The sequence below is a fragment of the Promicromonospora kroppenstedtii genome, assembly GCF_044389675.1.
Classification (GTDB): Bacteria; Actinomycetota; Actinomycetes; order Actinomycetales; family Cellulomonadaceae; genus Promicromonospora; species Promicromonospora kroppenstedtii.
The window spans coordinates 39,661-63,291 of record NZ_JBIRYI010000005.1 but is presented as its reverse complement, the minus strand read 5'-3'; the positions used below and the strand labels follow the sequence as shown (position 1 = coordinate 63,291).

The window sequence follows — 23,631 nt, the reverse complement described above, 5'->3', positions numbered from 1 at the left end:
GGTGAGCATCGTGCCCGCCCCGCTCGCCGGGGCGGGCATGATGTATACAAGAGCGGCTGGACAACGACGACGAGGAGAACCGCTGTGAAGATGGGCTTCCGCTGGTACGGCGAGGGCAACGACACCGTGACGCTGGATCACGTGCGCCAGATCCCTGGCGTGGAGACCATCGTGTGGAGCCTGCACCACAAGCAGGCCGGCGAGGTGTGGGAGCAGGCGGAGATCGACGCCGAGATCGCCAAGATCACCGGCATGTCCGACGAGGCACGTGCCAAGGGCGTCACGAAGACCTTCGACGCGGAGGTGGTCGAGTCCGTCAACGTGCACGAGTCCATCAAGCTGGGCCGCACCGTGCTCGGGCTGAGCCGCGACGAGGCGATCGAGAACTACATCACGACGATCCGCCGCCTCGGGCAGTCCGGCGTGAAGGTGGTCTGCTACAACTTCATGCCCGTCTTCGACTGGCTGCGGACCGACCTGTGGCACCCGCTGCCCGACGGCTCGACCGCGCTGTTCTATGAGAAGGCCGTGGTGGACAAGATGTCGCCCGAGAGCCTGATCGCCGACATGGAGGCCAACACCCACGGCCTGACCCTCCCGGGCTGGGAGCCCGAGCGGCTGGCGAGCTTCCACGAGCTCAACGCCGCCTACGAGGGCGTGACGCACGACGACATGTACGCCAACTACAAGTACTTCCTCGACGCGGTGATCCCCACCTGCGAGGAGGTCGACGTGAAGCTCGGCGTGCACCCGGACGACCCGCCCTTCGACGTGTTCGGCTGGCCGCGGGTGGTCTCCACCAAGGAGGGCATCGCGCGGGTGCTCGAGCTCAACCCGAGCCCGTACAACGGACTCACGCTGTGCCTGGGCAGCTTCTCGGCCAACCCGGAGCAGGACCCCGTCGACGCCGTGCGGACGTTCATGGACCGCATCCACTTCTCGCACGTGCGCAACATCAAGCACTTCGCAGGCGGTGACTTCACCGAGGTGGCGCACCGCGCGTGCGAGGGCAGCGTCGACACCACCGGGATCATGAAGGCGTACGCCGAGGCGGACTACCAGGGTTACATCCGGCCCGACCACGGCCGGCACCTCTGGGACGAGAACACCACCAACAAGCCTCGCCCCGGCTACGGCCTCTACGACCGGGCACTGGGCATCCAGTACCTGCTCGGCGCGTGGGACGCGTACCGCTACCAGGGCTGATTGCTGGCGGGGCCCGGCCCGCGCTGTCATGCTCCACCGATGGTGCGCAGCGTGGGGTCCGGGGCCGACGAGGGAACGACGTCCGGCGTGGTGGTCGCGCCGGACGTCGACGGTCCGGGGGCGGGAGCCGTCGTCGGGCCCGACTACGCCTCGTGGGGGCAGCGGGTGTTCGCGGCGTTGCTGGACAACGCGATCCTGGCCGGGGTGACCTGGCTGGCGCTCGGCGCGGGGGTCACCGTGCCGAGCCTCACCCCGGGGTGGGGCACGTCGGCCGAGGCCGCCCGGGCCGGCGGCCCGCTGGTCCTGGTGCCGATCGCGGCCCTCGTGGTCCTGCTGGTGCTGCAGGGCCTGACCGGGTGGACGCCGGGCAAGCTGGTGACCGGCATCCGTGTGGTCCGCGAGGACCAGCACCACACGGCCGGGCTCGGACGGACGCTGGCACGCTGGGTGCTGCACCTGCTCGACGCCATCCTGCTCATCGGCTACCTGCGCCCGATCTGGCACCGGAAGCGCCAGACGTTCGCCGACTCGATCGTGCGGACCGTCGTGCTGCGCGAGGTGCTCGACCTCCCGCGGCGGCCGCGCATCGTCGCGTACTCCGCCGCGATCGTGGTCTGCGTGCTCGGGCTCGGCTACGGGTACGTGCCGATCAGCAGCGGGAGCGCGGCCGACGTGGCCGACGACTCGCCCCTGTGCGCGGTGGAGACACCCGAGCCCACGCTCGTCGCCGGGGAGATCAGGCCTGCCGGGTCCGTGTCGATCAACCGGGACCGTCGGCTGTGGACGGTCCGGGAGACGCGCACGACGCACCCGGGTGCGGTCCTCACGTGGACCAGCGAGCCGTCGGTCCGGGACACCGACTACCGCGTCGAGCTCGACGCCCGGCCGGGGAGCGGCGAGGACGTGGCGATCTCCCGGTCCTGGGACATCGGCTCGGGCGACCTCGACTCCTGGTCGGACAACGAGGGGTACACGCACGACCGGACCATCGCGGCGGACGAGGACACGCACGACGTCCAGGTGAACATCACCGACGCCGACGCCGACGCCGCGCTCGCCGCGCTCGACGACCAGCCGTGGATCGACGTCCGGCTGCTCGCTGACGGCCAGGTCCTGGCGGAGTGCGGTGGATCGGTGACCTACATCGAGGCTCCCCGGGGCTGACGACGCGGAATTCCCGTGGCTCATAAGCCGAGGCCGGGTCCACCCTGGACGCATGGAACCCCACGAACAGGCCGAAGAGCCCGAGACGACCCGCTGGACCAGCGCCACCGTCTTCCCCGACATGTGGACCGACCCCGACGACGACCCGCGCGAGAACGACACCCCGGTCACCGACGAGCGCAGCATGCTGCTCGAATACCTGCGCTACTACCGGCTCACGCTGGAGATGAAGTGCGCGGGGCTCGACGCCGAACAGCTCGCCCGCCGCTCCGCCCCGCCGTCCACCATGTCCCTGCTCGGGCTGCTGCGACACCTGGCATCCGGCGAACGGCACCTGCGCCGCGTCATGACCGGTGAGGACGCACCCGAGCTGTACCGCACCGAGGACGACCGCGAGGCCGACTGGACCGGCGCCGTCGCCGATCCGGCGGTCGTCGACGACGCCTGGCACCACTGGCGCACCGAGACGGAGGCGACGGACCGCTACCTCGACAGCGTCACCGACCTCGGCACCGGGAACGCCGGTGTCTCCGACTTCGGACCCGAGGGCGCGGACCTCCAGCTCCGCGAGGCTGTCCTGGGACAGATCGTCGAGTACGCGCGGCACTGCGGCCACGCCGACATCCTGCGCGAGCGCGTCGACGGGCGCGTGGGCCAGTAGGCGGCGTCCCCCCAACGTGCCGAAGGGGCCGAGGGTGATGTCCACGCCGAAAGTCCTCGGGCCCTTGCGCCCGCGCCTGGCGGTGGCAACCTGGAAGTGACCGGCGCTCCCGACGGGCCCCGCCGCGCAGTGGCCGGTGATCACGAAGGAGTGAGACAGCGATGGTCAACGTACGAAATGTGCTGCCGACGTTCGCGGCGAGCGACATCGACGCGGTGCGCGCGTTCTACGCGGACACACTCGGGATGAGCGTGTCCACCCTGGACGAGGGGGCCGGCCTCGTGCTCGACCTCGGCGACGGCGCCGCCGTGTTCATCTACCAGAAGGACGACCACGTCCCGGCACCGTTCACGGTCATGCACCTCACGGTCGACGACGTCGACGAGGTGGTCGACGAGCTCGCGGCCAAGGGCGTGTCGTTCCAGCACTACGAAGGGTTCGACCAGGACGAGAAGGGCATCGTCCGCGGCTTCATGGAGGGCGGCGACGGCGCCTGGTTCACCGACCCCGCGGGCAACATCATCGGCCTCGCGGACGGCGGCGGGCTGGAGTCGTTCCTCGAAAATCCGGGTGGCTGAGGCACCCGGCTCGACTAGCATCGGGCGCCATGTCACCAACGTTCGTGCTGGTCCATGGCGCCTTCGCCAACTCGTTCTCGTTCGCGCCGCTGCAGGCCGAGCTCGCCCTGCTCGGGCACCGTTCGGCGGCGGTCGACCTGCCCGGCCACGGGTTCGAGGCGACCTACCCGGCTGCTTACCAGGCGCCGCAGGACCCGGCGGGTCTCGCGACGACGCCCGGCAGCATCAAGGGCGTGACGCTCGCCGACAACGTGGCGCGCGTCGTAGCGGTCCTCGAACGGGCCAAGGAGCACGGCCCGGTGATCCTGGTCGGCCACAGCCGGGGCGGCATCACGCTGACCGCCGTCGGCAACGCGCGCCCCGACCTGGTCGACCGGATCGTCTACGTCTCCGCGTGGGCGCCCGTCGACCTGGACGCCGGTGAGTACAACGCCGAGCCCGAGATGGCCTCGGCGGACATGGCGGCGCTCATGGCCGTGCTCGCGGGCGACCCGGCCGCGCTCGGTCTGCTGCGCTGCAACTTCCGCACGGCGGACCCGGCGGTGCTGGCCGGTCTCAAGGCGGCGTTCCACGCGGACGGCACCGACGACGAGTTCCGCACGTTTCTCAACACGTTCCAGCCGGACGAGAACCTTGACGCCGGTACGCCGGACGACCGGGTCCAGGCGGCTACCTGGGGCACGATCCCCCGGTCCTACGTGCGGCTCAGCGAGGACACGAGCATCCCGCCCGCCATGCAGGACCGGATGATCCGGGAGGCGGACGCGCTCACGCCCGACAACCCGTACGACGTGCACACGCTCGAGTCCAGCCACCTGTCGTGGCTGGCCCGGCCGCGTGCAGCGGCCGAGGTGCTGGCCGGCCTGGCGGCGGGCCCGGCGGTCGGGTCCTCCGTCAGCGAGGCGCCCGCAGCGGGCTGAGCCGGAGGTCGACGCCGCGGCGTCATGCCGGCGTGATGCGCAGCGTCGCCAGACGCGAAGGTGTGCTGACCGCGAATGACGCGAGCTCGCCGTACTTGATCCGGTACGCGGCGTCGACCGCGGCGCGGACCTCCGGCCCGGCGGGTTCGAAGCGGACCGCGACGGCCTCGCCGGCCACGCGGACGTGCCCGATGCCATGGCTGACGGCGGCGCGGTACCACTGCGACGTCGTGCCCCGCTGCGGACGCACGTACAGGTCGCCGTCGGCGAGCACCATCCCGACCTCGACCTCCGGTGTGTCCGGGCCGGCGGGCCCGGCGGCGAGGTACAGCGAGAACGTGTCCCGGAGCGCTGCCAGCGTGGACGGGGTCCAGGGGGTCATCGGGTCGCCTCCGTGGCGGTGTCTGGTGCGGTCGCGGTCCAGGAGGCGAGGATGCGCAGCGCCTCGTCGGACGGCGAGCCGGCCTCCGCGGTCAGGACCATGAGGCGCTGGCCGCTGCCGTCGGGGCTGGACCAGGTGTCGCAGTCGAGCGTGAGGTCGCCGACCACACGGTGCCGGTACTGCTTGGTGCCGTACGTCGCGCTGTTCACGCGGTGCTCGGCCCACCACCGCCGGAAGTCTTCGTCGAGCACCGCGAGCTCGCCCACGAGGCGGGCCAGCTCGGGGTCGTCGGGATCAGCCGCGGCCTCCATGCGCAGGGCGGCGACGGCGTCGCGCGCGTCGTGCTCCCACCGCACGTTGAGCGCCCGCATGGTCGGATCGGCGAAGAGCAGGTGGACGTAGTTGCGACGCGCTGCGGGGACCGCGCCGAAGTCGACGAAGAGCGCGGCCGCCGCCGAGTTCCAGGCGAGCACGTCCATGCGCTTGCCGAGGACGATCGCCGGGGTGTCGGTGAGCCGGTCGAGCAGCCGCCGCATGGCGGGGCGCACGGTCTGCCGGGCGCGCCGTCGCCGGGGCCGGGCGTCGGCCTTGCCGGCGATCTCGTAGAGGTAGCGCTGCTGGTCCTCGTCGAGTCGCAGCGCGGCCGAGAGCGTGGCGAGCACCGACGCGGAGGCGGCGACCCGGCCCTGCTCGAGGCGCGTGTAGTAGTCGACGCTGATCGCGGCGACCTGGGCCACCTCCTCGCGACGCAGGCCGGGCACCTTGCGGTGCCTGGTGGACTCGGGGAGCCCGACGGCGGATGGGCTGAGCTCGGCCCGGCGCGCCCTGAGGAACGCGCCGAGCTCGTCGGGGTCGACATGCGGGGTCATGACGACCATTCTGCGAGCGTCCGACCGCGTGCGGGAGGGAAGGATCCTTCCCGGGGAAGAACCCGCCGCTGTTGCGCCGCGGGCCGCCGCCAGAACCTGGTCGCATGAACCGAACGGACGTCACCTTCGACAGCGCCGGCATCCTCCTCGCCGGCCACCTCTACCTTCCCGCTCCCGAGACCGCCGCGCCGCTGCCGGCGATCGTCGTCGGCCACCCCGGCACCGGGGTCAAGGAGCAGACTGCCGGGACCTACGCGGCCCGCCTCGCCGAGCGGGGCTTCGTGACCCTCGCCTTCGACGCCGCCTACCAGGGTGAGAGCGGCGGCCTGCCGCGCGGGCTGGAGGACCCGGCGCACCGCGTCGAGGACCTCAAGGCGGCCGTCTCCTTCCTCACCACGCACCCCGAGGTGGACCCCGAGCGGATCGGGATGCTCGGCATCTGCGCCTCGGGCGGTTACGGCATCGCGGCGACGGCGGGCGACCACCGCGTGCGGGCGCTGGCCACCGTCAGCGGCGTCGACGTCGGACGCCAGTTCCGGGAGGGAGCCGACGGTTCCCAGGACCCGGCCGTGGTCCAGGGGATGCTCGACGCCGCGGCGGCGGCCCGCACCGCCGAGGCGCACGGCGAGCCCGTGGGCATGTTCCCCGTCTTCCCGGAGACCGTGGAGGAGGCCCGGGCGCTCGGCGGCCGGCACGGTTTCGAGGGCTTCGAGTACTACCGCACCGGGCGCGGGGCGCACCCGCGTTCCGCGAAGGAGTTCACCTGGTCGAGCGTCGACCGCATCGCGACGTCCGACCAGTTCCGGTTCGTGAGCCTGATCGCGCCACGGCCGCTGCTCCTCATCCAGGGCACCGAGGCCGTCACCAGGCACATGGGCACACTGGCCTTCGCCGATGCACGCGAGCCCAAGGAGCTTCACTGGATCGACGGCGCGAGCCATGTCGACCTCTACGACCGGCCCGAGTACGTGGGTCCGGCGGTGGAGCGGCTCACCGAGTTCTTCGGCAAGGAGCTCGGCGGGGCGTAGCGCTCCCTCGCGGCTGGATCTCCGATATGGGCGTCACCAGCTGGTTCGTGATCCGCATGCCGCAGAGTGCTTGACCGTCGTTCCTGAGGTTCTGTTCAAGCCGCGAGCTACTGCCCGTAGGAATGGGCTTGAAACGTCGCAACATCGTGGCTCGAACAGAACCTCGGGAGTCGGCCAGCGTGGTGGCGCGACTCCGGTCAGGGTGAGGTGGTCAGACCGTCTCGGCCCGCTTCTGGCGGGCGAACCGGGCCGGCAGGTCCGGGCCGTCCCACACCTGGATCGCACGCCAGATCGACGCGGCGACGGGTACCGCGAGCACCGCGCCGGTGATGCCCGCGAGCACCGTGCCCGCCGTCAGGGCGAACAGGATGACGAGCGGGTGCAGCCGCAGGGTCCGGCCCATGACGATCGGCTGGAGGAAGTCGCCCTCGAGCTGGTTCACGGCGACGACGATCGCGACCACGATCAGCGCCTCGATCGGCCCGACCGCCACCAGCGTCACCAGGGCCGCGAGGATGCCGGCCACGGTGGCGCCCACCAGGGGGATGAAGGCCAGCAGGAAGACCAGCACCGACAGCGGGATGACGAGCGGCACGCCCACGATCGCCAGGCCGACGCCGATGCCGACGGCATCGACCAGCGCCACGATCGCTGTCCCGCGCACGTAGCCGCCCAACGTGCTGACGGTCGCCGCGCCCACACGCTGCCCCCGCTCGTACCGGTGGCCCTCGAAGGGCCGCAGCAGGAACTCCCACATTGCCGGGCCGTCCTTCAGGAAGAAGAACAGGACGACGATCATGATGAAGAAGCCCGCGATGAAGTCGGCCGTCTGGGAGACGCCCGCGATGGCGCCGGATCCCACGGCGTCGGACTGCAGGAAGCTCACGGCGGCATCGCGCACCGACGCGATCTGCTCGTCGCCGATGTCGAAGGGCAGGTCCTGGACGTAGGTCTGGAGGGAGTCGAACCCGTCGAGCGCCTGCGCCTGCAGCTCGCCCCACTGGTCGACGACGGCGCGCACCACGAGCCAGACGATCCCCGAGAGCAGCGCGACCAGCGCCAGGAGTGAGGTCCACGTCGCGAGCAGCGACGGCCAGCCGTGGCGGCGGAGGAACGACACCAGCGGAAAGATCGCGGCCGCCAGCACCAGCGCGATGAGCACGGGGATCACCACGAGGGTCAGGCGCGTGCCCACGTACCCGACCACGGCGATCACCGCGAGGATCGCGAGGACCTGCAGCGACCGGGTGCCGACCCGGCCGAAGCCGTCCGACCACAGCCGGGACGACCTGCTCTCGGCGGGCACGGCCGGCGCGGCGGGCGCCTGCTGGACACCCGGGCGGGCGGGTGGCGGTGTGCGGCGGCCGAAGAGACCCATCGTCTGTCCTCCTTGTGCGGCTGGTACCAGCCGTGCCGACGCTAGTGCGGTCACGCCCAGGTCGCGACGGGACCGATGACTCTCCTTGCCGAGACGGGTCTACGGGTGGTCCCATTCCCATGCGACCCAGGAGGCGCCATGCGGCTGCTGCTCACCTCAGCGGGCATCAAGAACCCGAGCATCTACGAGGCTCTGCTCGGGCTTCTGGATCGTCCGGTCTCCGAGTGTCATGCCCTCTGCATACCCACGGCGATGTACGGGCACCCCCAGGCTGGACCGGGAGCCGGGGCGTGGAGGTTCATCGCCGGCCGGTCGGACGAGCCCATGACCGAGCTGGGCTGGAAGTCCGTGGGAGTGCTTGAGCTCACCGCGCTGCCCTCGATCGACGAGCAGTACTGGGTGCCGCTGGTCAAGAAGGCGGACGTCCTGCTCGTGTCGGGCGGCGACGCCCTGTACCTGAACCACTGGATGCGGGAGTCCGGCCTGGCCGAGCTCCTGCCGTCGTTGACCGAGACGGTGTACGTGGGGATGAGTGCGGGCAGCATGGTCATGGCCCCGCGTGTCGGGGAGTACTTCGTCGAGTGGCCGCCGCCGTCGGGCGACGACGCCGCGCTCGGGGTCGTCGACTTCTCGATCTTCCCGCACGTCGGCCATCCGATGCTGCCGGAGAACACGATGGCGGCCGCAGAACGATGGGCGGCGGGGCTTGGCGGTCCGGCGTATGCGATCGACGACGACACCGCCATCGCGGTGACCGACGACGCGGTGGAGGTCGTCTCCAAGGGGCAGTGGCGGTACTTCGGCGGCTGAGCCGGCGGGGACGGTCGCGGTTCGCGCCCCGTCCGTCCCCACCCGCCCTCGGCCTACGCGGTGAGCTGTGCCTGCAGCGCGACCCCGTCCATCAGGTACCACATGTGCTTGAACCGGCCGTCGACGACCTCGTAGAACGCGGTCTCGGCGAAGGTGACGGTCGCCCCGGTCGGTGCGAGGCCGTTCCACTCGGCGACCGGTGTGCCGGTGTCGACGAGGCGGGCCGCCACGTGGGTGCCGTCGACGAGAAGCTCCTGGACCTCCCAGGAGAGGTCGGGGACGGCGGTCGTGTGCCTGCGGAACTCCGCCACCATGTCGTCCCGGGAGACCGGGGTGCCGTTCATGATGACCTCGTCGTGCGCGAACTCGGCCATGCGGTCGAAGTCGCGGTTGTTCGCCAGCTCGATGTACCGGCGGTAGAAGTCGCGGAGCTCGTCGGGGGTCATCCCTGCGGTCCGCGGAGCCGTTCCTGTCGTGTCAGTGCTCATGCCGACGAGTCTTGCTCCGCGCCCGTCGCGGCAAAAGGGACCGCACGAGGGGCGTACTGACAGGGCTACCCTGAACCGCGCGGCCGCGTGGTACGACTGGTGACGTGGTCGTGAACTCACAGGAGCTTGCCGGCAGCCTGCGCGTGTGGCGCGACCGGGTGTCGCCGGCCGAGGCGGGCCTGACCGCGGGTCCACGACGCCGCGTCCCGGGCCTGCGCCGTCAGGAGGTGGCGGAGCTCGCGGGTCTCTCGGTCGAGTATCTCGCCCGCCTCGAGCAGGGCCGCGCCGGGCAGCCGTCGGGCTCGGTGCTGATGTCGCTGGCCCGGGTGCTCCGGCTGTCCGACCAGGAGCGCGCGCACCTGTTCCGGCTGGCGGACCAGGCCGAGCCGTTGCCAGGGCAGATCAAGCGGCACATCACACCCAGCGTCCAGCGGATCCTGGACCGCCTGACCGACACCCCCGTCACCGTGGTCGACGCGTCGTGGCAGTGCGTGCTCTCCAACGCCATGGGCTACGCCCTGACCGGTGACACGACGATGCTCCCGTTGCGGGAGCAGAACCTCGCGTGGACGACGTTCATGAACACGCCCACCCGGTACGTGCGGACCGACGCGGAGGAACGGCTCCTGCGGCTGGAGGTCGTGGCCGACCTGCGCGAGGCGTGGGTGCGCTACCCGCAGGACACCCTGCTGCGCGGCCTCATCGCGGAGCTGCAGGAGGTGAGCCCCGACTTCGCGGAGCTGTGGGAGCAGCGGGTACCGCCGCAGCCCGCGCCGGTCAGCCGGACCTTTCTCCACCCGGACATCGGGCCGATCACCCTGGACTGCGACATCCTCACCGTCCGCGACAGCGACCTGCGCCTGCTCGTCTACACGGCCGCACCCGGCAGCGAGGCCGCCGGACAGGTCGAGCTCCTGGCGACCGTCGGCCTCCAGCAGTTCGGCTGACGCCGCGGCTCACACCTGCATGTCGACGAACCGCTGGTAGTGGCCCTGGAACGCCACGGTGATCACGTCGGTGGGGCCGTTACGGTGCTTGGCCACGATCAGGTCGGCCTCGCCGGCGCGCGGCGACTCCTTCTCGTAGGCGTCCTCGCGGTGCAGCAGGATCACGACGTCGGCGTCCTGCTCGATGGAGCCGGACTCACGGAGGTCGGACATCTGCGGCTTCTTGTCGCTGCGCTGCTCGGCGCCACGGTTCAGCTGCGAGATGGCGATCACAGGCACCTCGAGCTCCTTCGCGAGCAGCTTGAGCGACCGCGAGAACTCGGAGACCTCCTGCTGGCGCGACTCGACGCGCTTGCCGGACGACATCAGCTGGAGGTAGTCGATGACCACCAGCTTGAGGTCGTGCTTCTGCTTGAGGCGCCGGCACTTGGCGCGGATCTCCATCAGCGACATGTTCGGCGAGTCGTCGATGAACAGCGGGGCATCGGAGACCTTGCCCATGGTGGCGGCGAGCTTCTGCCAGTCGCCGTCGTCCATGTTGCCGCTGCGCATCTTGGTGAGCGGTACGCGGGCCTCGGCGGCGAGCATTCGCATGACGATCTCGTTGCGGCTCATCTCCAGGGAGAAGATGACGGAGGCCATCTCGTGGTGGATGGCCGCGTGAGACGCGACATTGATGCCCAGGACGGACTTGCCGACAGCGGGTCGTGCGGCGACGACGATCATCTGGCCGCCGTGCAGGCCGTTGGTGAGGCGGTCGAAGTCGGAGTACCCGGTCGGCACGCCGGTGAGTCCCTCGCCGCGACCCTGGGCGGCGTCGATCTCGTCGAAGGTGGGGCCGATGATCTCGGCCAGCGGCAGGTAGTCCTCGGACGCGCGCCGCTCGGTCACCGCGTAGACCTCGGCCTGCGCGTTGTTGACGACGTCGTCGACCTCGCCGCCGTCGGTGGCGTAACCCATCTGCACGATGCGCGTGCCGGCCTCGACGAGGCGGCGCATGATGGCGCGCTCGCGCACGATCTTGGCGTAGTACCCGGCGTTGGCGGCCGTGGGCACGCCCGCCATGAGGTCGTGGATGTACGGGGCGCCGCCCACGCGGGCGTGCTCGCCCCGGCGCTGCAGCTCCGCGACCACGGTGATGGCGTCAGCCGGCTCGCCGCGACCGTAGAGGTCGATGATCGCGTCGTAGATGGCCTCGTGCGCCGGCCGGTAGAAGTCGTTGCCGCGGATCTGCTCGATCACGTCGGCGATCGCGTCCTTGGACAGCAGCATGCCGCCCAGCACGCTCATCTCCGCCGGGACGTCCTGCGGCGGCGTACGGTCGAGGCCGGGGCTCCCGCCGGAGTAGCTCGACTCGAGCTCCTCGATCGACATCCGCGCCTCCGCTTTCCTGATCCGTGTGGTCCGGTCACACGTCGGGCGTGCGGTCGGACCGATGTCCTACACCTGTTCTACTCCTCGCCACCGACACTCTCGGGACATCACGTGCGACACGCCCTTGTGTCGTGCACGACAGTCCCCACGGACATCAGACCAGCAAGCAAGCTCCGCTGACGCTAAGCCTCCGCGCACCCGAGTGCAACGAGACCTGTGGACGGGCCTGTGCACATCCATGTGGAAAGGTGGCCCAGGCTGTGCACAACTGGGTGGACAACCCTGTCCCCAGTTGTGGATAACCCCTGTGTAAAACATCGACATGGCCTCTGACCTGCGTATACGCAACCCCCAGCCTGTGGAGGAAAGAAAGTTGGGCGAGCCTCGCCACACCCCCGCTCTCCCGCGGTCCATCGACCGGGAGATCCTCGCCCTTGCGGTACCCGCCCTGGGTGCCCTCATCGCCGAGCCCGTCTTCGTCCTCGTCGACAGCGCGGTGGTCGGCCACCTGGGCACCGCCCAGCTCGCCGGCCTGTCGCTCGCGAGCAACGTGCTCCTCACGCTCGTCGGGCTGTGCGTCTTCCTCGCGTACACGACGACGGCGTCGGTCGCCCGGCTCACCGGCGCGGGCAAGGAGCGGGCGGCGTTGCAGTCCGGCGTCGACGGGATGTGGCTCGCCCTCGGGATCGGCGCCGTGCTCGTCGTCGTGCTCCTGCTCGCCGCCCCGCTCACGGTGTCCGCGCTGGGCGCCGAGGGCGACGTCGCGCGGCACGCCGTGACCTACCTGCGGTGGTCCGCGCCGGGGCTCGCGGGGATGCTCCTGGTCCAGGCCGCGACCGGTGTCCTGCGCGGGCTGCGCGACACCCGTACGCCGCTCGTCGTCGCCGCCGGGGGAGCGGCGCTCAACACGGTGCTGAACATCGCGCTCGTCTACGGCGTGGGTCTGGGGATCGCCGGCTCGGGCCTGGGCACGGCGATCACGCAGCTGCTCATGGCCGTCGTGCTCGGCGTGATCGTGGTGCGCGGCGCCCGGGCCAGGGGCGCGAGCCTGCGCCCGCACCGAGCGGGCATCCTGTCGGGCGCCAGGGCCGGCGTCCCTCTCGTGATCCGGACGCTCAGCCTGCGCGCCGCGATCCTGGTGACCGTCGTCGTCGCGACCGGCCTGGGCGACGTCGCGCTCGCCGGTCATCAGGTGGTGAGCTCGCTGTGGGGCCTCGCGGCCTTCGCGCTCGACGCGCTCGCCATCGCGGCACAGGCCCTGGTAGGGCACGGCCTCGGGGCCGGCGACGTCGGCCACGTGCGCCAGGTGCTGCGCCGGTGCCTGCAGTGGGGCGTCGGCGCGGGCGGCGCGATCGGCCTCCTCCTCGCGGCGGCCGGCTGGTGGATCGCCCCGCTCTTCTCGCCCGACCCCGACGTACGGGTCGCCATCGCCCTCGGCATCGCCGTGTGCGGCGTGCTGATGCCGATGGCGGGCTGGGTCTTCGTGCTCGACGGCGTCCTCATCGGCGCCGGCGACGGTCGCTACCTCGCCTGGGCGGGTATGGCCACGCTCGTGGTCTACCTGCCGTTCGCGCTGGCGGTCGGCGTCTGGGCGCCCGACGGCGCGCACGGGCTCGCCTGGCTCTGGCTCGCGTTCGCCGGCGTGTTCATGGCCGCCCGCGCCGTCACGACCGGCTGGCGCGCCCGGGGCGACCGCTGGCTGGTGACGGGGGCGTGAGGCGCTCCGGGGCCCGGCGCCCGGCCGCCCGGTTCCCGCTCACGCCCAGATCTTGAGCCGGTACCCCACCCCGCGCACCGACGCGACCTCGACGTCGCGCACGGGCGCCAGCCGCTTGCGCAGCCGCTTGACCGCGGAGGTCACCGGGTCGGAGTCCCCGAGGTAGGGCAGCCGCCACACCCGCGCGGTGAGCTCGGCGAACGACCACACGCGCCCCGCCTCGAGCGCGAGCGTCGCGAGCAGGTCGAACTCCCGCGCCGACAGGTACACGCGCCGGCCCAGCGCAGTGACCTCGCGGCCGGCCAGGTCGACGAGCAGCGGCCCCGCGACCAGCGGGTCCAGCGTGGGCGGCGCGACCATCGGGATCGAACCGGTGACGGTGGGGAGCGGGCCCGTGCCGGGACGGGGCAGGTCGGCGACCAGAGGCGTGGCCAGGACGTCGGTCGTCACGCGCCCCGCCGCCCCGGTGGGGTTGTCGGGCAGTCGGTCGGCGGGGCGCTCGGACAGGTGGCGGCCGGGTGGCCGCTCGTCCGCCGGACCGGGGTTGTCGAACCGCTCGGGCTGCGCCCCGAGGCCGTGCCACGGGACGTCTCCGGGCCGGCGGGGCGCGCCCTGGTTGCCGAGGACGGCGCGGGCGCCGTCCACGTCCGGGGTGGCGAGCACCGTCGCCTGCCCGCGCAGCAGGCGGGCGATCTCGATGATCTGGTCCGAGGGGAGGCCCACGCAGACGACGAGGCCTGGGGTGGATCCTGGTGCGGGGTCGTGCGTCACGTGCCTCACCCTCCATGGTCGACCGTTCGGTCGCGGACCGGGTTAAACCTGGCCAGCGCGCGCCAGTTTGCCCCCGTGTCGTACCGCTCGGGTCAATTTTTCGTTACCTTTCCATTGCGTGGGCAAAATGACACAATCCCGCCTGCTTGACGGTTTTCCGCCACTCGTGGCAGGTTAAGGGGTGAAATTGCGGCGAATAAGCCGGGTGAAGTTTCCTGGACGCCCTTGACAAAGTTGTCGAGGGCCACATGACCGCATTTTGACCGAGAAGTGACCCATGCCTGACCCTGATCTGACCTTGTTGCCCTGACCTGTGCAAACGACGGTTGGGCACGGCCCACGACCGTGGTCCGTCCAAGCGCGCCCGATCCCGTGGGCGCGCCGGGTAATGGAGGGTTCATGCATCGCAGAACCGTGCTCGCGAAGCGCGCGACAACCGCAACAGCGGCCATCGCGCTCGTCGCGACATCAGCACTGAGCGTTGCTCCGGCAGCGTTCGCAGGAACATCCCCGACATCAGCACTGCCCGTCACCACGACGAAGACCGTCGCGGCCGACCCCGACGACAAGTTCACGAGCTTCGCCCGGGAGATGCTGACCGAGCGCAAGACCGCGGACTTCTGGGTCGTGCTCGCGGAGGAGGCCAACCTGACGGCCGCCAAGGACATCGCCGACTGGGACGAGCGCGGTCAGTACGTCTACGACGCTCTCACCACCACGGCCAAGACCTCGCAGGCCAGCCTGGTCAAGGAGCTCAAGGCCGCCGGTGCGGACTACGAGAGCTACTGGATCAGCAACCGCATCCTGGTCGAGGACGGCACGCTCGAGCTCGCCAACGAGCTCGCGGCGAGCACCAAGGTCGAGGCCATCCGCGAGACCGTGAAGCTGGAGCTGGTCGACCCGGTCAAGCGGACCCCGGTCAGCGACAAGGCGCCCCAGGCCGTCGAGTGGGGCCTGGACTTCATCAACGCCCCCGAGGCGTGGGAGCAGGGCTACACGGGTCAGGGCATCGTCGTGTCGAACATCGACACCGGCGTGCAGTTCGACCACCCGGCGCTGGCCGACCAGTACCGCGGCGTGCAGTCCGACGGCTCGGTCGTGCACGACTACAACTGGCAGGACACCAGCGGCTCCGCACCGGAGCCGTTCGACGACAACGGCCACGGCACCCACACCATGGGCACCATGGTCGGTGACGACGGCGCGGGCAACCAGATCGGTGTCGCCCCCGACGCCGAGTGGATCGCCACGAACGGCTGTGACAGCTGCTCGGACTCCGCGCTGCTCGAGTCGGGCCAGTGGATCGTCGCCCCGACCAAGGTCGACGGCTCCGACCCCGACCCGTCGAAGCGCCCGAACATCGTCAACAACTCGTGGGGCTACACCGCCGCGGGCTTCATCGACGACTGGTACGAGGAGACCACCGCTGCCTGGGCCGCCGCCGGCGTGTTCGGCGCCTGGTCCGCGGGCAACTCGGGCTCCGGCTGCCAGACGACCTCGTCGCCGGGTGCCAACACGAGCTCGTACTCGGTCGGCGCGTTCGACGCCTCGGGCAACATCGCAGCCTTCTCGTCGCGTGGTGCCGGCGAAGACGGCCTGGTCAAGCCCAACATCGCCGCTCCTGGCGTGAACGTCCGCTCGTCCGTCCCCGGTGACGGCTACGCGGCCTTCAACGGCACGTCCATGGCCGCCCCGCACCTCGCGGGCGCCGTCGCCGTGCTGTGGAGCGCCGCTCCCGCGCTCGTCGGTGACATCGAGGGCACGGAGGCGCTGCTCAACGAGGCCGCCGTCGACACGGACGACACCACCTGCGGTGGTACCGCCGAGAACAACAACGTGTGGGGCGAGGGCAAGCTCGACCTCGCCGCGCTCATCGACGCCGCCCCGATCGGCGCGACCGGCTACGTCACCGGCACCGTGACCGACGCCGCCGGCGACCCGATCGCCTCGGCCGACGTCACCATCGACGGCGACCGCGACCGCACCGTCAGCACCGACGCGGACGGCACCTTCTCCGCGCGCGTCGCCACCGGCGACTACTCGGTCTCGGCGTCCGCGTTCGGCTACCTGCCCTCGACGCCGGCCCCGGCTGCCGTCACCGAGGACGGGACCGTCGACGTGCCGATCTCGCTCGAGGCCGCGCCGTCGCACGCCGTGACCGGCACCGTCACCTACGCCGGGTCGGGCGACCCGGTCGTGGGCGTCCCGGTCAGCCTCGGCAGCCACTTCGAGGACGTCTCCACCGGCGCGGACGGCACGTTCGCCTTCGCCGACGTTCCCGAGGGCACCTACACGCTCAGCGTCGAGACGGGCGGTTGCGCCGCTCCGTACGCGGGCGACGTCGTGGTCGACGGCGCGGAGGACGTGCCCGTGGAGATCACCGCGGTGACCGACGACTTCGGCTACTCCTGTGCCACCACCACCGGTGAGTACCTGCAGGGCGACACCGAGTCCTCGCTCACGGGCGACGACGTGCAGACCTCGCTCGACCTGCCCTTCACGTTCCCGTACTACGGCGAGGGCTACGACTCCGCGTTCGTCACGTCGAACGGCCACCTGAACTTCCTGGCGGCCAGCACGTCGTACGCGAACGGGGCCATCCCGAACAGCGCGGTGCCGAACGCGGCACTGTTCCCCTTCTGGGACGACCTGGTCCTCGACGGTGAGTCGGGCCTGTACACGGGCGAGACGACGGTCGACGGCGAGGACGCGTTCGTCGTCGAGTGGCGCAACGTGCGCAAGTACAGCCCGGCGACGGACCGCCTGAGCTTCTCGGTCACGCTCGTCGCGGACGGCACGGTCATCTTCGGCTACGGCGACGTCACCGACACCAGCTCGGCCAAGGGCGACTCGGCGTCGGTCGGCATCGAGAACGAGGCCGGCACCGTCGGCCTCCAGTACTCGAACGGCACCCCGGCGATCTCCTCCGACCTGTCGATCACCTACACGGCGCCCGTCCTCTCCTTCCTGGAGGGCACGGTCACCGACCTCAACACCGGTGACGCCGTCGAGGGCGCCACGGTCACGGCCACGTCCGACGCGGCGACCCGCACCGCCACCACCGGGGAGGACGGCACCTACTCGGCCATCGCCCTCCCGGGTGACTACACGGTCGAGGTCACGGCGCCGGACTACGAGTCCGAGTCGGGCACGGTGACCCTCGACCCCGAGGCCACCGGCACGTTCGACGCGGCGCTCGCGGCCGGCCTGGTCACCGTCAGCACCGACTCCCTCGCCGCCACGCTCCCGCTGGGTAGCACCACTACCAAGCGGTTCACCGTGAAGAACGAGGGTTCGGCTCCGGCCGACGTCGACCTCACCGCGACCGGTGGCGGCTTCGACATCCTGGGCACGGACGGCCTCGCGGCCATCCAGCACCCGACGGGCGAGGCCACCGAGGTCAAGTCCACCAAGCCGTCGGTCAAGCTCGGCGGTTCCGGCGTCGGCGGCTCGAAGTCGAAGCTGCAGGCCGCCGGCAAGGGCACCGCGGGCGAGGGCGTCACGCCCGAGTCCATCCCGGTCTCGCCGAACGCCACCACCATCACCCACTCGGCGTCGCAGGAGATCGTGGCGGTCAACTCGGCCTCCTGCGGTGGCCTGGCGGGGACAACGGAGAACCACTTCTTCCGGACGTTCACGCTGAGCGACTTCGACATCGAGGACGACTTCGAGGTCTCGGAGGTGTCCTTCGGTATCGAGGAGGCCACCGCTCAGACCCTCACGGTCAACCTCTACACGCTGGAGGGTGCGCTCACCTTCGCCAACCTCACCGAGATCGGGACGGCCGACCTGGCCATCCCGGCGTCGACCCTGACGATGGTCTCGGTGCCCGTGACGGGTGAGGTGCCCGCGGGCGCCACGCTCGTGGTCGAGGTCGTGTCGCCCAACCAGCAGTCGAACGGTGGCGTCTTCTACATCGGTTCGAACGGTGCGGGCCAGTCCGCACCGTCGTACCTCTCCGCCACCGACTGCGGTCTCGCGGAGCCGGCGACGACGGACTCCATCGGCTGGCCTGACATGCACATCGTCATGAACGTCTCCGGTGACGTCGCGGGCGGCGGCAGCGACCTGTCGTGGCTGTCGGTGGACCCAACGGAGTTCACCCTGGCGCCGGGCCAGAGCAAGACGATCACGGCGAGCCTCAGCGGCGTCGTGGCGCAGCCCGGCACCTTCACGGCCTCGCTCCTGGCCGACGCGGAGACGCCGTACGAGACGTCGTCGGTCGACGTCTCGCTGACGGTCAACCCGCCGAAGAGCTGGGGCAAGCTGTCCGGCACCGTGGGTGGCTTCACGCCGGACGGCGTGGTGTCGCTCGGCGACTCCGTGGTCCAGATCAACGGGAAGCTCTCGGCGGTCACCCTGGTCACCGGGTCGGACGGCGTCTACGAGTACTGGTTCGACAAGTCGGAGCGGACGGCGCAGATCATCGCGACGTCCAACGGGTACGTCCCGCAGGTCGGCTCCGCGAAGGTGACGGCGGGTACCAACGTCGTGACCGACTTCGAGCTGGACCCGATCAAGTAGTCACCGGGGGCCGGCGACCTCGCCCCCAGTAGAACCAGGGCGAAGCAGAACTGCAGCGCATCCCTCGCGGGGTGCGCTGCAGTTCTCTCCCGCTGCGGTTCCAGTTCGCCCTGGTTCTACCCCGGCGGCGGGTCAGCGCTCGATGTCGCCGCGGATGAAGGCCTCCAGCTGGGCGCGGCCCGCGGTGTCCTCCATCTGCACGGGCGGCGACTTCATGAAGTACGTCGCCGCCGAGAGGATCGGCCCGCCGACGCCGCGGTCCTTCGCGATCTTGGCGGCCCGCACCGCGTCGATGATGATGCCCGCGGAGTTGGGGGAGTCCCACACCTCGAGCTTGTACTCCAGGTTGAGCGGCACCTCGCCGAACGCGCGACCCTCGAGACGCACGTAGGCCCACTTGCGGTCGTCCAGCCAGGCCACGTAGTCGGACGGGCCGATGTGGACGTTGCGGTCCTCCTTCTTGCCCGCGAGCGGCCCGCTGAGGTTGGACGTCACGGCCTGCGTCTTGGAGAGCTTCTTCGACTCGAGGCGGTCGCGCTGCAGCATGTTCTTGAAGTCCATGTTGCCGCCCACGTTGAGCTGGTAGGTGCGGTCCAGGACGACGCCGCGCTCCTCGAACAGCTTGGCCAGCACGCGGTGCGTGATGGTGGCCCCGACCTGCGACTTGATGTCGTCGCCGACGATCGGCACGCCGGCCTCCTCGAACTTCGCGGCCCACTCGGGGTCGGACGCGATGAACACGGGCAGGGCGTTGACGAACGCGACGCCCGCCTCGATGGCGCACTGCGCGTAGAACTTGGCGGCCTCCTCGGAGCCCACCGGCAGGTAGCAGACCAGCACGTCGACCTCTGCGGCGCGCAGGGCTGCGACGACGTCGACGGCCTCCTTGGTGGACTCGTCGATCGTGGCGCGGTAGTAGTCGCCCAGGCCGTCGAGGGTCGGGCCGCGCAGGACCGTCACGCCGGTCGGCGGGACGTCCGCGATCTTGATGGTGTTGTTCTCGGACGCGTTGATGGCCTCGGCCAGATCGAACCCGACCTTCTTCGCGTCCACGTCGAACGCCGCGACGAACTCGAGGTCCGACACGTGGTAGTCGCCGAACTGCACGTGCATAAGGCCCGGGACGGTGCTCGCCGGGTCGGCGTCACGGTAGTAGTGCACTCCCTGGACCAGGGACGAGGCGCAGTTGCCCACGCCGACGATACCCACGCGGATGGAGTTCATCCTCGCTCCTTCTTCGTTTGTTCCTGCTGTGGTGAGCGGCTCTGCGCCGCGGCGCGTCCCCGCTCGGTGGAGATGAGGCCGTCGAGCCAGTGCACCTCGCGCTCGACCTTCTCGAGCCCGAAGCGCCGCAGCTCCAGCGCATATTCGTCGAGCCTCGACCGCGGATGCGTCGTCGACTCCCGGAAGGCCTCCAGGCGCTCGGTCAGCCGGGTGCGCCGGCCTTCCAGCACCCGGAGGCGGGTATCCGCGTCGGTCTGCCCGAAGAGGGCGAACCGGACGTCGAAGTTGTCGTCCTCCCAGGCTGCGGGGCCGGCGGTGGCCAGCACGGACTGGAGGTGTTCCTTGCCCTCGGCGGTCAGCTCGTAGACCACACGACGGCGGCCGAGGGGCATGGGCTTGGCGGTCCGGCCGGGAATCCCGGTCTTCCCCTTGCGGGGCGGTGGCGTCGGGTCACTCTCGGTGGTCGCGATCAGACCCCGGGTGACCAGGCCCTTGAGGGCCGGGTAGAGCGTGCCGTAGGAGAAGGCGCGGAACGAGCCGAGCACGAGGTTGAGCCGCTTGCGCAGCTCGTAGCCGTGCAGCGGGGACTCGTTGAGCAGGCCGAGGACGGCGGTCTCCAGCACATCGGACCGACTACGCACGGTGACCTCCCTCCCGGATGACCCGGCAGGCCGGGTTGGATACTTCACCACGATGTATCGAGTCGATACATCGAGAGGATAAGCACCCTCCGGGCGGCCCGCAATCCACGGCTGGTACCCGGGGTTCCATCAGCGAGGTGAAAAAAGTGTGAAGTGAGGGCAGACGGACTGCGTTGACCATGCGTCGAAATCTTCCGGTTGCGTCGGTGCGGCAGATGTGGCTACTGCGCCAGAGGGTGAATCCCCTATGGTTTCGGGTGGTCCGACCGGCAGGTGCGTCCATCGCACACGGGCGGATCCCGAGTCCGAACGAGGAAGAGGCTGTCGTGTCGCACTGGAGTCCCTCTCCGATCTGGCCGCAGACGCCCCGGCGTCGGCAGGGAATCTGGAACTACCCCCGGCCGCACCGCACCGGGATCCGGGCGTGGGTCCCGTCGTGGCGGTTCGTCGTGGGAACGCTGCTGACCGGGACGTCGCTCGCCGCCGGAGTGATCCTGGCCGCCTGGGTGGACGTGACCGTCCCGGCCGAGCTGGACACCGTGCGCTCCGAGACCACGACGGTCTACTACTCCGACGGCAAGCCGCTCGGGAAGTTCGCGGCCGAGAACCGCACCATCGTGCCGCTCGCGGACCTGCCGCCGTACGTGTCCGCGGCCGTGATCGCGTCGGAGGACCAGAGTTTTCGCACCCACATGGGCATCAACCCGCTGGGTATCGTCCGCGCCGCGCTCAACAACGTGACCGGGGGCGCCCAGCAGGGTGCGTCGACCCTCACGCAGCAGTACGTGGAGAACTACTACGTCGGCGTGGGCGAGGCCACCTACGCGGACAAGTTCCGCGAGGCGATCCTCGCCCTCAAGGTGACCCAGGAGCAGTCCAAGGACGAGGTGCTCGAGGGGTACATGAACACCATCTACCTGGGGCGCGGGGCCTACGGCATCGAGGCCGCGTCCCAGGCGTACTTCGGGCACTCGGCCAAGGAGATGACCATCTCCGAGTCGGCGTTCCTGGCGGGCATCATCCCGAACCCCACCTACTGGGACCCGCGGCAGGGCGAGGCCGCCCAGGCCCAGGCCAAGGCGCGCTGGGGCCGCACCCTCAACTTCATGGTCGAGTCGGGCGTGATCACCAAGGACGACCGCATGGCGGCGGAGTTCCCGAAGCTCAAGGAGTACACGCAGGGCTCGGGCAACCCGCAGACCGCGTATCTGCTGGAGGCGGTCGCCAAGGAACTCGCGGACCCGGAGGGGGCGAACATCCAGGAGGCCCAGCTCACCACCGGCGGGTTCTCCATCAAGACCACGATCGACCGCAAGATGCAGGCGGCCGCGGCCGAGGCGATGGCGCTGCCCAAGGACGCCGACGAGAACACGCGCGCGTCGCTCACCTCGATCGACCCGGCGTCGGGCGCGATCAAGGCCCTCTACGGTGGCCCGGACTACGGCACGTACCCCACGAACTCGGCGACACAGGACATCGCCCAGGCGGGCTCGACCTTCAAGCCCTTCACCCTGGTCGCGGCCCTGGAGCAGGACATCCCGCTGACCAGGACGTACGACGGCACCTCCCCGCAGGAGATCGAGGGCTACACCAACTGGAACGCGGACACCGGCGAGGAGGAGCAGGCGGTCCTCACCAACTTCGGCCAGGCACCCTACGGCGAGAGCTACCCGAACGTCTCGCTGCTCGACGCCACGGCCAACTCCGTGAACACCGCCTACGTCCACCTCAACAAGGAGGTGGGCCCGGCGAAGACGAAGGAGGTCGCCATCCGGGCGGGCATCCCCGAGACGGACGCCGCGGGGAACGAGATCGTCGCCCCCAACCTCGCCAACGTGCTCGGCACCGCGAGCGTGCACAACATCGACATCGCCCGCGCCTACTCGACCTTCGCGTCGCAGGGCACGCGGACGACGCCGCACCTCGTGGCCGAGGTCAGGAACGGCGAAGACCTGCTGCACGAGTGGAGCGGCCCCTCCGAGACGGAGTTCGAGCCCGAGGTGATGGCGGCCACCACGTACGCCCTGACCCAGGTGGTCCAGGAGGGCTCCGGCGAGCCGGCCTCCCACCTCGTGGGCCCCGACGGCGTCACGCCCCGCCCGGTCGCGGGCAAGACCGGCACGTCGAACAGCAACAGGTCGGCCTGGTTCGCCGGCTACGTGCCGCAGCTGGCGACCGTCGTCGGGCTGTACCAGTACGACCGTGACGCCCGCGACGGCAAGGGCGAGTACCAGCAGATCACGCCCTTCGGGGAGTGGAAGCAGATGGGTCTCACCGGCCTGACCGGTGGTACCTGGCCGGTGACGGCCTGGGCCGAGTACATGTCCAAGGCCACCGAGGGCATGGACGTCGTCGAGTTCCCGCCCTACGAGATGCCGGTCCCCGAGCCCTCCGTCTCGCCGACGCCGTCCGAGAGCCCCTCCGAGGAGGCCGAGGACCTGGTCGTGGTGCCTGACGACCTGGTGGGCCAGCAGTTCACGGAGGCCTCCGCCGCGCTCGCGAACCTCCAGCTCGTCGCGGTGCAGGTCGACGTGGACAGCCCGGAGCCGTCCGGCACGGTGCTCGCGGTCGACCGCGCCGGCCAGGAGGTCGACCGGAACTCCAGCATCGAGGTCCAGGTCTCCAACGGCTCCGGCGCCGAGGAGGAGGAGACCACGCAGGTGCCGTGGGGTCTGACCAACCAGGATCAGGGCGACGCCGAGCAGGCGCTGCAGGACGCCGAGCTCAATCCGGTCGTCCAGGAGGCGCCGTCCGACACCGTGCCGGAGGGCTCGGTGATCTCGGTGGACCCGGGCGAGGGCACGGAGGTGCCGACGGGCAGCGACGTGACCCTGGTGGTCTCCACGGGGCCGGGTGACGACCCGACCGACGACCCGTCCGAGGATGGCGGTGGAATCTTCGGATAGCGGTCTCCGAGGGCTCGGCCGGCGCCGGGTGAAATATTGGGTG

19 protein-coding genes are annotated in these 23,631 nt (G+C 70.6%); 11 read left to right on the top strand and 8 right to left on the bottom strand.

Annotated elements, in window-relative coordinates:
* The first annotated feature begins 90 nt into the window (after positions 1-90).
* The 5 genes from ACH47X_RS09455 (at position 91) to ACH47X_RS09435 (ending at position 4,529) form a co-directional block, all read left to right on the top strand.
* Positions 91-1,206, top strand: coding sequence for a mannonate dehydratase (locus tag ACH47X_RS09455; protein ID WP_397404021.1), 1,116 nt, complete (start codon positions 91-93; stop codon positions 1,204-1,206).
* Positions 1,207-1,245: 39 nt separating this feature from the next.
* Positions 1,246-2,370 (top strand): RDD family protein, encoded by a 1,125-nt coding sequence (locus ACH47X_RS09450; protein WP_397403590.1) that lies wholly within the window; start codon positions 1,246-1,248, stop codon positions 2,368-2,370.
* A 52-nt stretch (positions 2,371-2,422) separates the two neighbouring features.
* Positions 2,423-3,031, top strand: coding sequence for a DinB family protein (locus tag ACH47X_RS09445; RefSeq protein ID WP_397403588.1), 609 nt, complete (start codon positions 2,423-2,425; stop codon positions 3,029-3,031).
* A 161-nt stretch (positions 3,032-3,192) separates the two neighbouring features.
* Positions 3,193-3,609, top strand: coding sequence for a VOC family protein (locus ACH47X_RS09440; RefSeq protein WP_036964276.1), 417 nt, complete (start codon positions 3,193-3,195; stop codon positions 3,607-3,609).
* Between the two features lie 29 nt (positions 3,610-3,638).
* The gene (locus tag ACH47X_RS09435; protein ID WP_397403586.1) at positions 3,639-4,529 is read left to right on the top strand and encodes an alpha/beta fold hydrolase; all 891 of its coding nucleotides are present in this window, start codon (positions 3,639-3,641) and stop codon (positions 4,527-4,529) included.
* Between the two features lie 22 nt (positions 4,530-4,551).
* Here the strand turns inward: ACH47X_RS09435 and ACH47X_RS09430 are convergent, their stop codons facing one another.
* Both ACH47X_RS09430 and ACH47X_RS09425 read right to left on the bottom strand, forming a co-directional pair.
* Positions 4,552-4,911: a DUF2255 family protein gene (locus ACH47X_RS09430; protein WP_397403584.1), complete on the bottom strand. Its 360-nt coding sequence runs from the start codon at positions 4,909-4,911 to the stop codon at positions 4,552-4,554.
* The gene (locus tag ACH47X_RS09425) at positions 4,908-5,780 is read right to left on the bottom strand and encodes a helix-turn-helix domain-containing protein (protein ID WP_397403582.1); all 873 of its coding nucleotides are present in this window, start codon (positions 5,778-5,780) and stop codon (positions 4,908-4,910) included. The genes ACH47X_RS09430 and ACH47X_RS09425 overlap by 4 nt, the downstream gene beginning before the upstream one ends.
* 104 nt (positions 5,781-5,884) lie before the next feature.
* On the opposite strand from ACH47X_RS09425, the gene ACH47X_RS09420 reads away from it, so the two are divergent.
* A complete protein-coding gene (locus ACH47X_RS09420; RefSeq protein WP_397403579.1) occupies positions 5,885-6,808 on the top strand; it encodes an alpha/beta hydrolase in 924 nt (307 codons plus the stop codon).
* 211 nt (positions 6,809-7,019) lie between these two features.
* On the opposite strand, the gene ACH47X_RS09415 is transcribed toward ACH47X_RS09420, so the two are convergent.
* Positions 7,020-8,186 carry an AI-2E family transporter gene (locus tag ACH47X_RS09415; protein WP_397403577.1) on the bottom strand — a complete coding sequence of 389 codons (1,167 nt, stop codon included), beginning with the start codon at positions 8,184-8,186 and terminating at the stop codon, positions 7,020-7,022.
* Positions 8,187-8,324: 138 nt separating this feature from the next.
* On the opposite strand from ACH47X_RS09415, the gene ACH47X_RS09410 reads away from it, so the two are divergent.
* Entirely contained in the window at positions 8,325-8,996 is a 672-nt protein-coding gene (locus ACH47X_RS09410) for a Type 1 glutamine amidotransferase-like domain-containing protein (RefSeq protein WP_397403575.1), read from the top strand.
* A gap of 53 nt (positions 8,997-9,049) precedes the next feature.
* Here the strand turns inward: ACH47X_RS09410 and ACH47X_RS09405 are convergent, their stop codons facing one another.
* Positions 9,050-9,484 carry an ester cyclase gene (locus ACH47X_RS09405; RefSeq protein ID WP_397403572.1) on the bottom strand — a complete coding sequence of 145 codons (435 nt, stop codon included), beginning with the start codon at positions 9,482-9,484 and terminating at the stop codon, positions 9,050-9,052.
* A gap of 110 nt (positions 9,485-9,594) precedes the next feature.
* On the opposite strand from ACH47X_RS09405, the gene ACH47X_RS09400 reads away from it, so the two are divergent.
* Positions 9,595-10,431, top strand: a complete 837-nt coding sequence (locus ACH47X_RS09400; protein WP_397403570.1) for a helix-turn-helix transcriptional regulator — start codon at positions 9,595-9,597, stop codon at positions 10,429-10,431.
* Positions 10,432-10,440: 9 nt separating this feature from the next.
* On the opposite strand, the gene dnaB is transcribed toward ACH47X_RS09400, so the two are convergent.
* A complete protein-coding gene (gene dnaB / locus ACH47X_RS09395) occupies positions 10,441-11,805 on the bottom strand; it encodes a replicative DNA helicase (protein WP_020013540.1) in 1,365 nt (454 codons plus the stop codon).
* A 373-nt stretch (positions 11,806-12,178) separates the two neighbouring features.
* Between dnaB and ACH47X_RS09390 the strand changes: the two genes are divergently transcribed.
* Complete coding sequence (locus tag ACH47X_RS09390) at positions 12,179-13,522, top strand: MATE family efflux transporter (RefSeq protein WP_397403567.1); 1,344 nt, start codon at positions 12,179-12,181, stop codon at positions 13,520-13,522.
* A 39-nt stretch (positions 13,523-13,561) separates the two neighbouring features.
* Here ACH47X_RS09390 and ACH47X_RS09385 read toward each other — a convergent pair whose 3' ends face one another.
* Entirely contained in the window at positions 13,562-14,293 is a 732-nt protein-coding gene (locus tag ACH47X_RS09385) for a winged helix-turn-helix domain-containing protein (RefSeq protein WP_397403565.1), read from the bottom strand.
* Positions 14,294-14,692: 399 nt separating this feature from the next.
* On the opposite strand from ACH47X_RS09385, the gene ACH47X_RS09380 reads away from it, so the two are divergent.
* Positions 14,693-18,817, top strand: coding sequence for a S8 family serine peptidase (locus ACH47X_RS09380; protein WP_397403563.1), 4,125 nt, complete (start codon positions 14,693-14,695; stop codon positions 18,815-18,817).
* 132 nt (positions 18,818-18,949) lie between these two features.
* Here ACH47X_RS09380 and ACH47X_RS09375 read toward each other — a convergent pair whose 3' ends face one another.
* Both ACH47X_RS09375 and ACH47X_RS09370 read right to left on the bottom strand, forming a co-directional pair.
* Positions 18,950-20,041 carry an inositol-3-phosphate synthase gene (locus tag ACH47X_RS09375; protein ID WP_397403561.1) on the bottom strand — a complete coding sequence of 364 codons (1,092 nt, stop codon included), beginning with the start codon at positions 20,039-20,041 and terminating at the stop codon, positions 18,950-18,952.
* Positions 20,038-20,682 carry a PadR family transcriptional regulator gene (locus tag ACH47X_RS09370; protein WP_397403559.1) on the bottom strand — a complete coding sequence of 215 codons (645 nt, stop codon included), beginning with the start codon at positions 20,680-20,682 and terminating at the stop codon, positions 20,038-20,040. The genes ACH47X_RS09375 and ACH47X_RS09370 overlap by 4 nt, the downstream gene beginning before the upstream one ends.
* A 449-nt stretch (positions 20,683-21,131) precedes the next feature.
* Here ACH47X_RS09370 and ACH47X_RS09365 point away from each other — a divergent pair, with 449 nt between their 5' ends.
* Positions 21,132-23,588, top strand: coding sequence for a transglycosylase domain-containing protein (locus ACH47X_RS09365; RefSeq protein ID WP_397403557.1), 2,457 nt, complete (start codon positions 21,132-21,134; stop codon positions 23,586-23,588).
* Positions 23,589-23,631 lie beyond the last annotated feature (43 nt).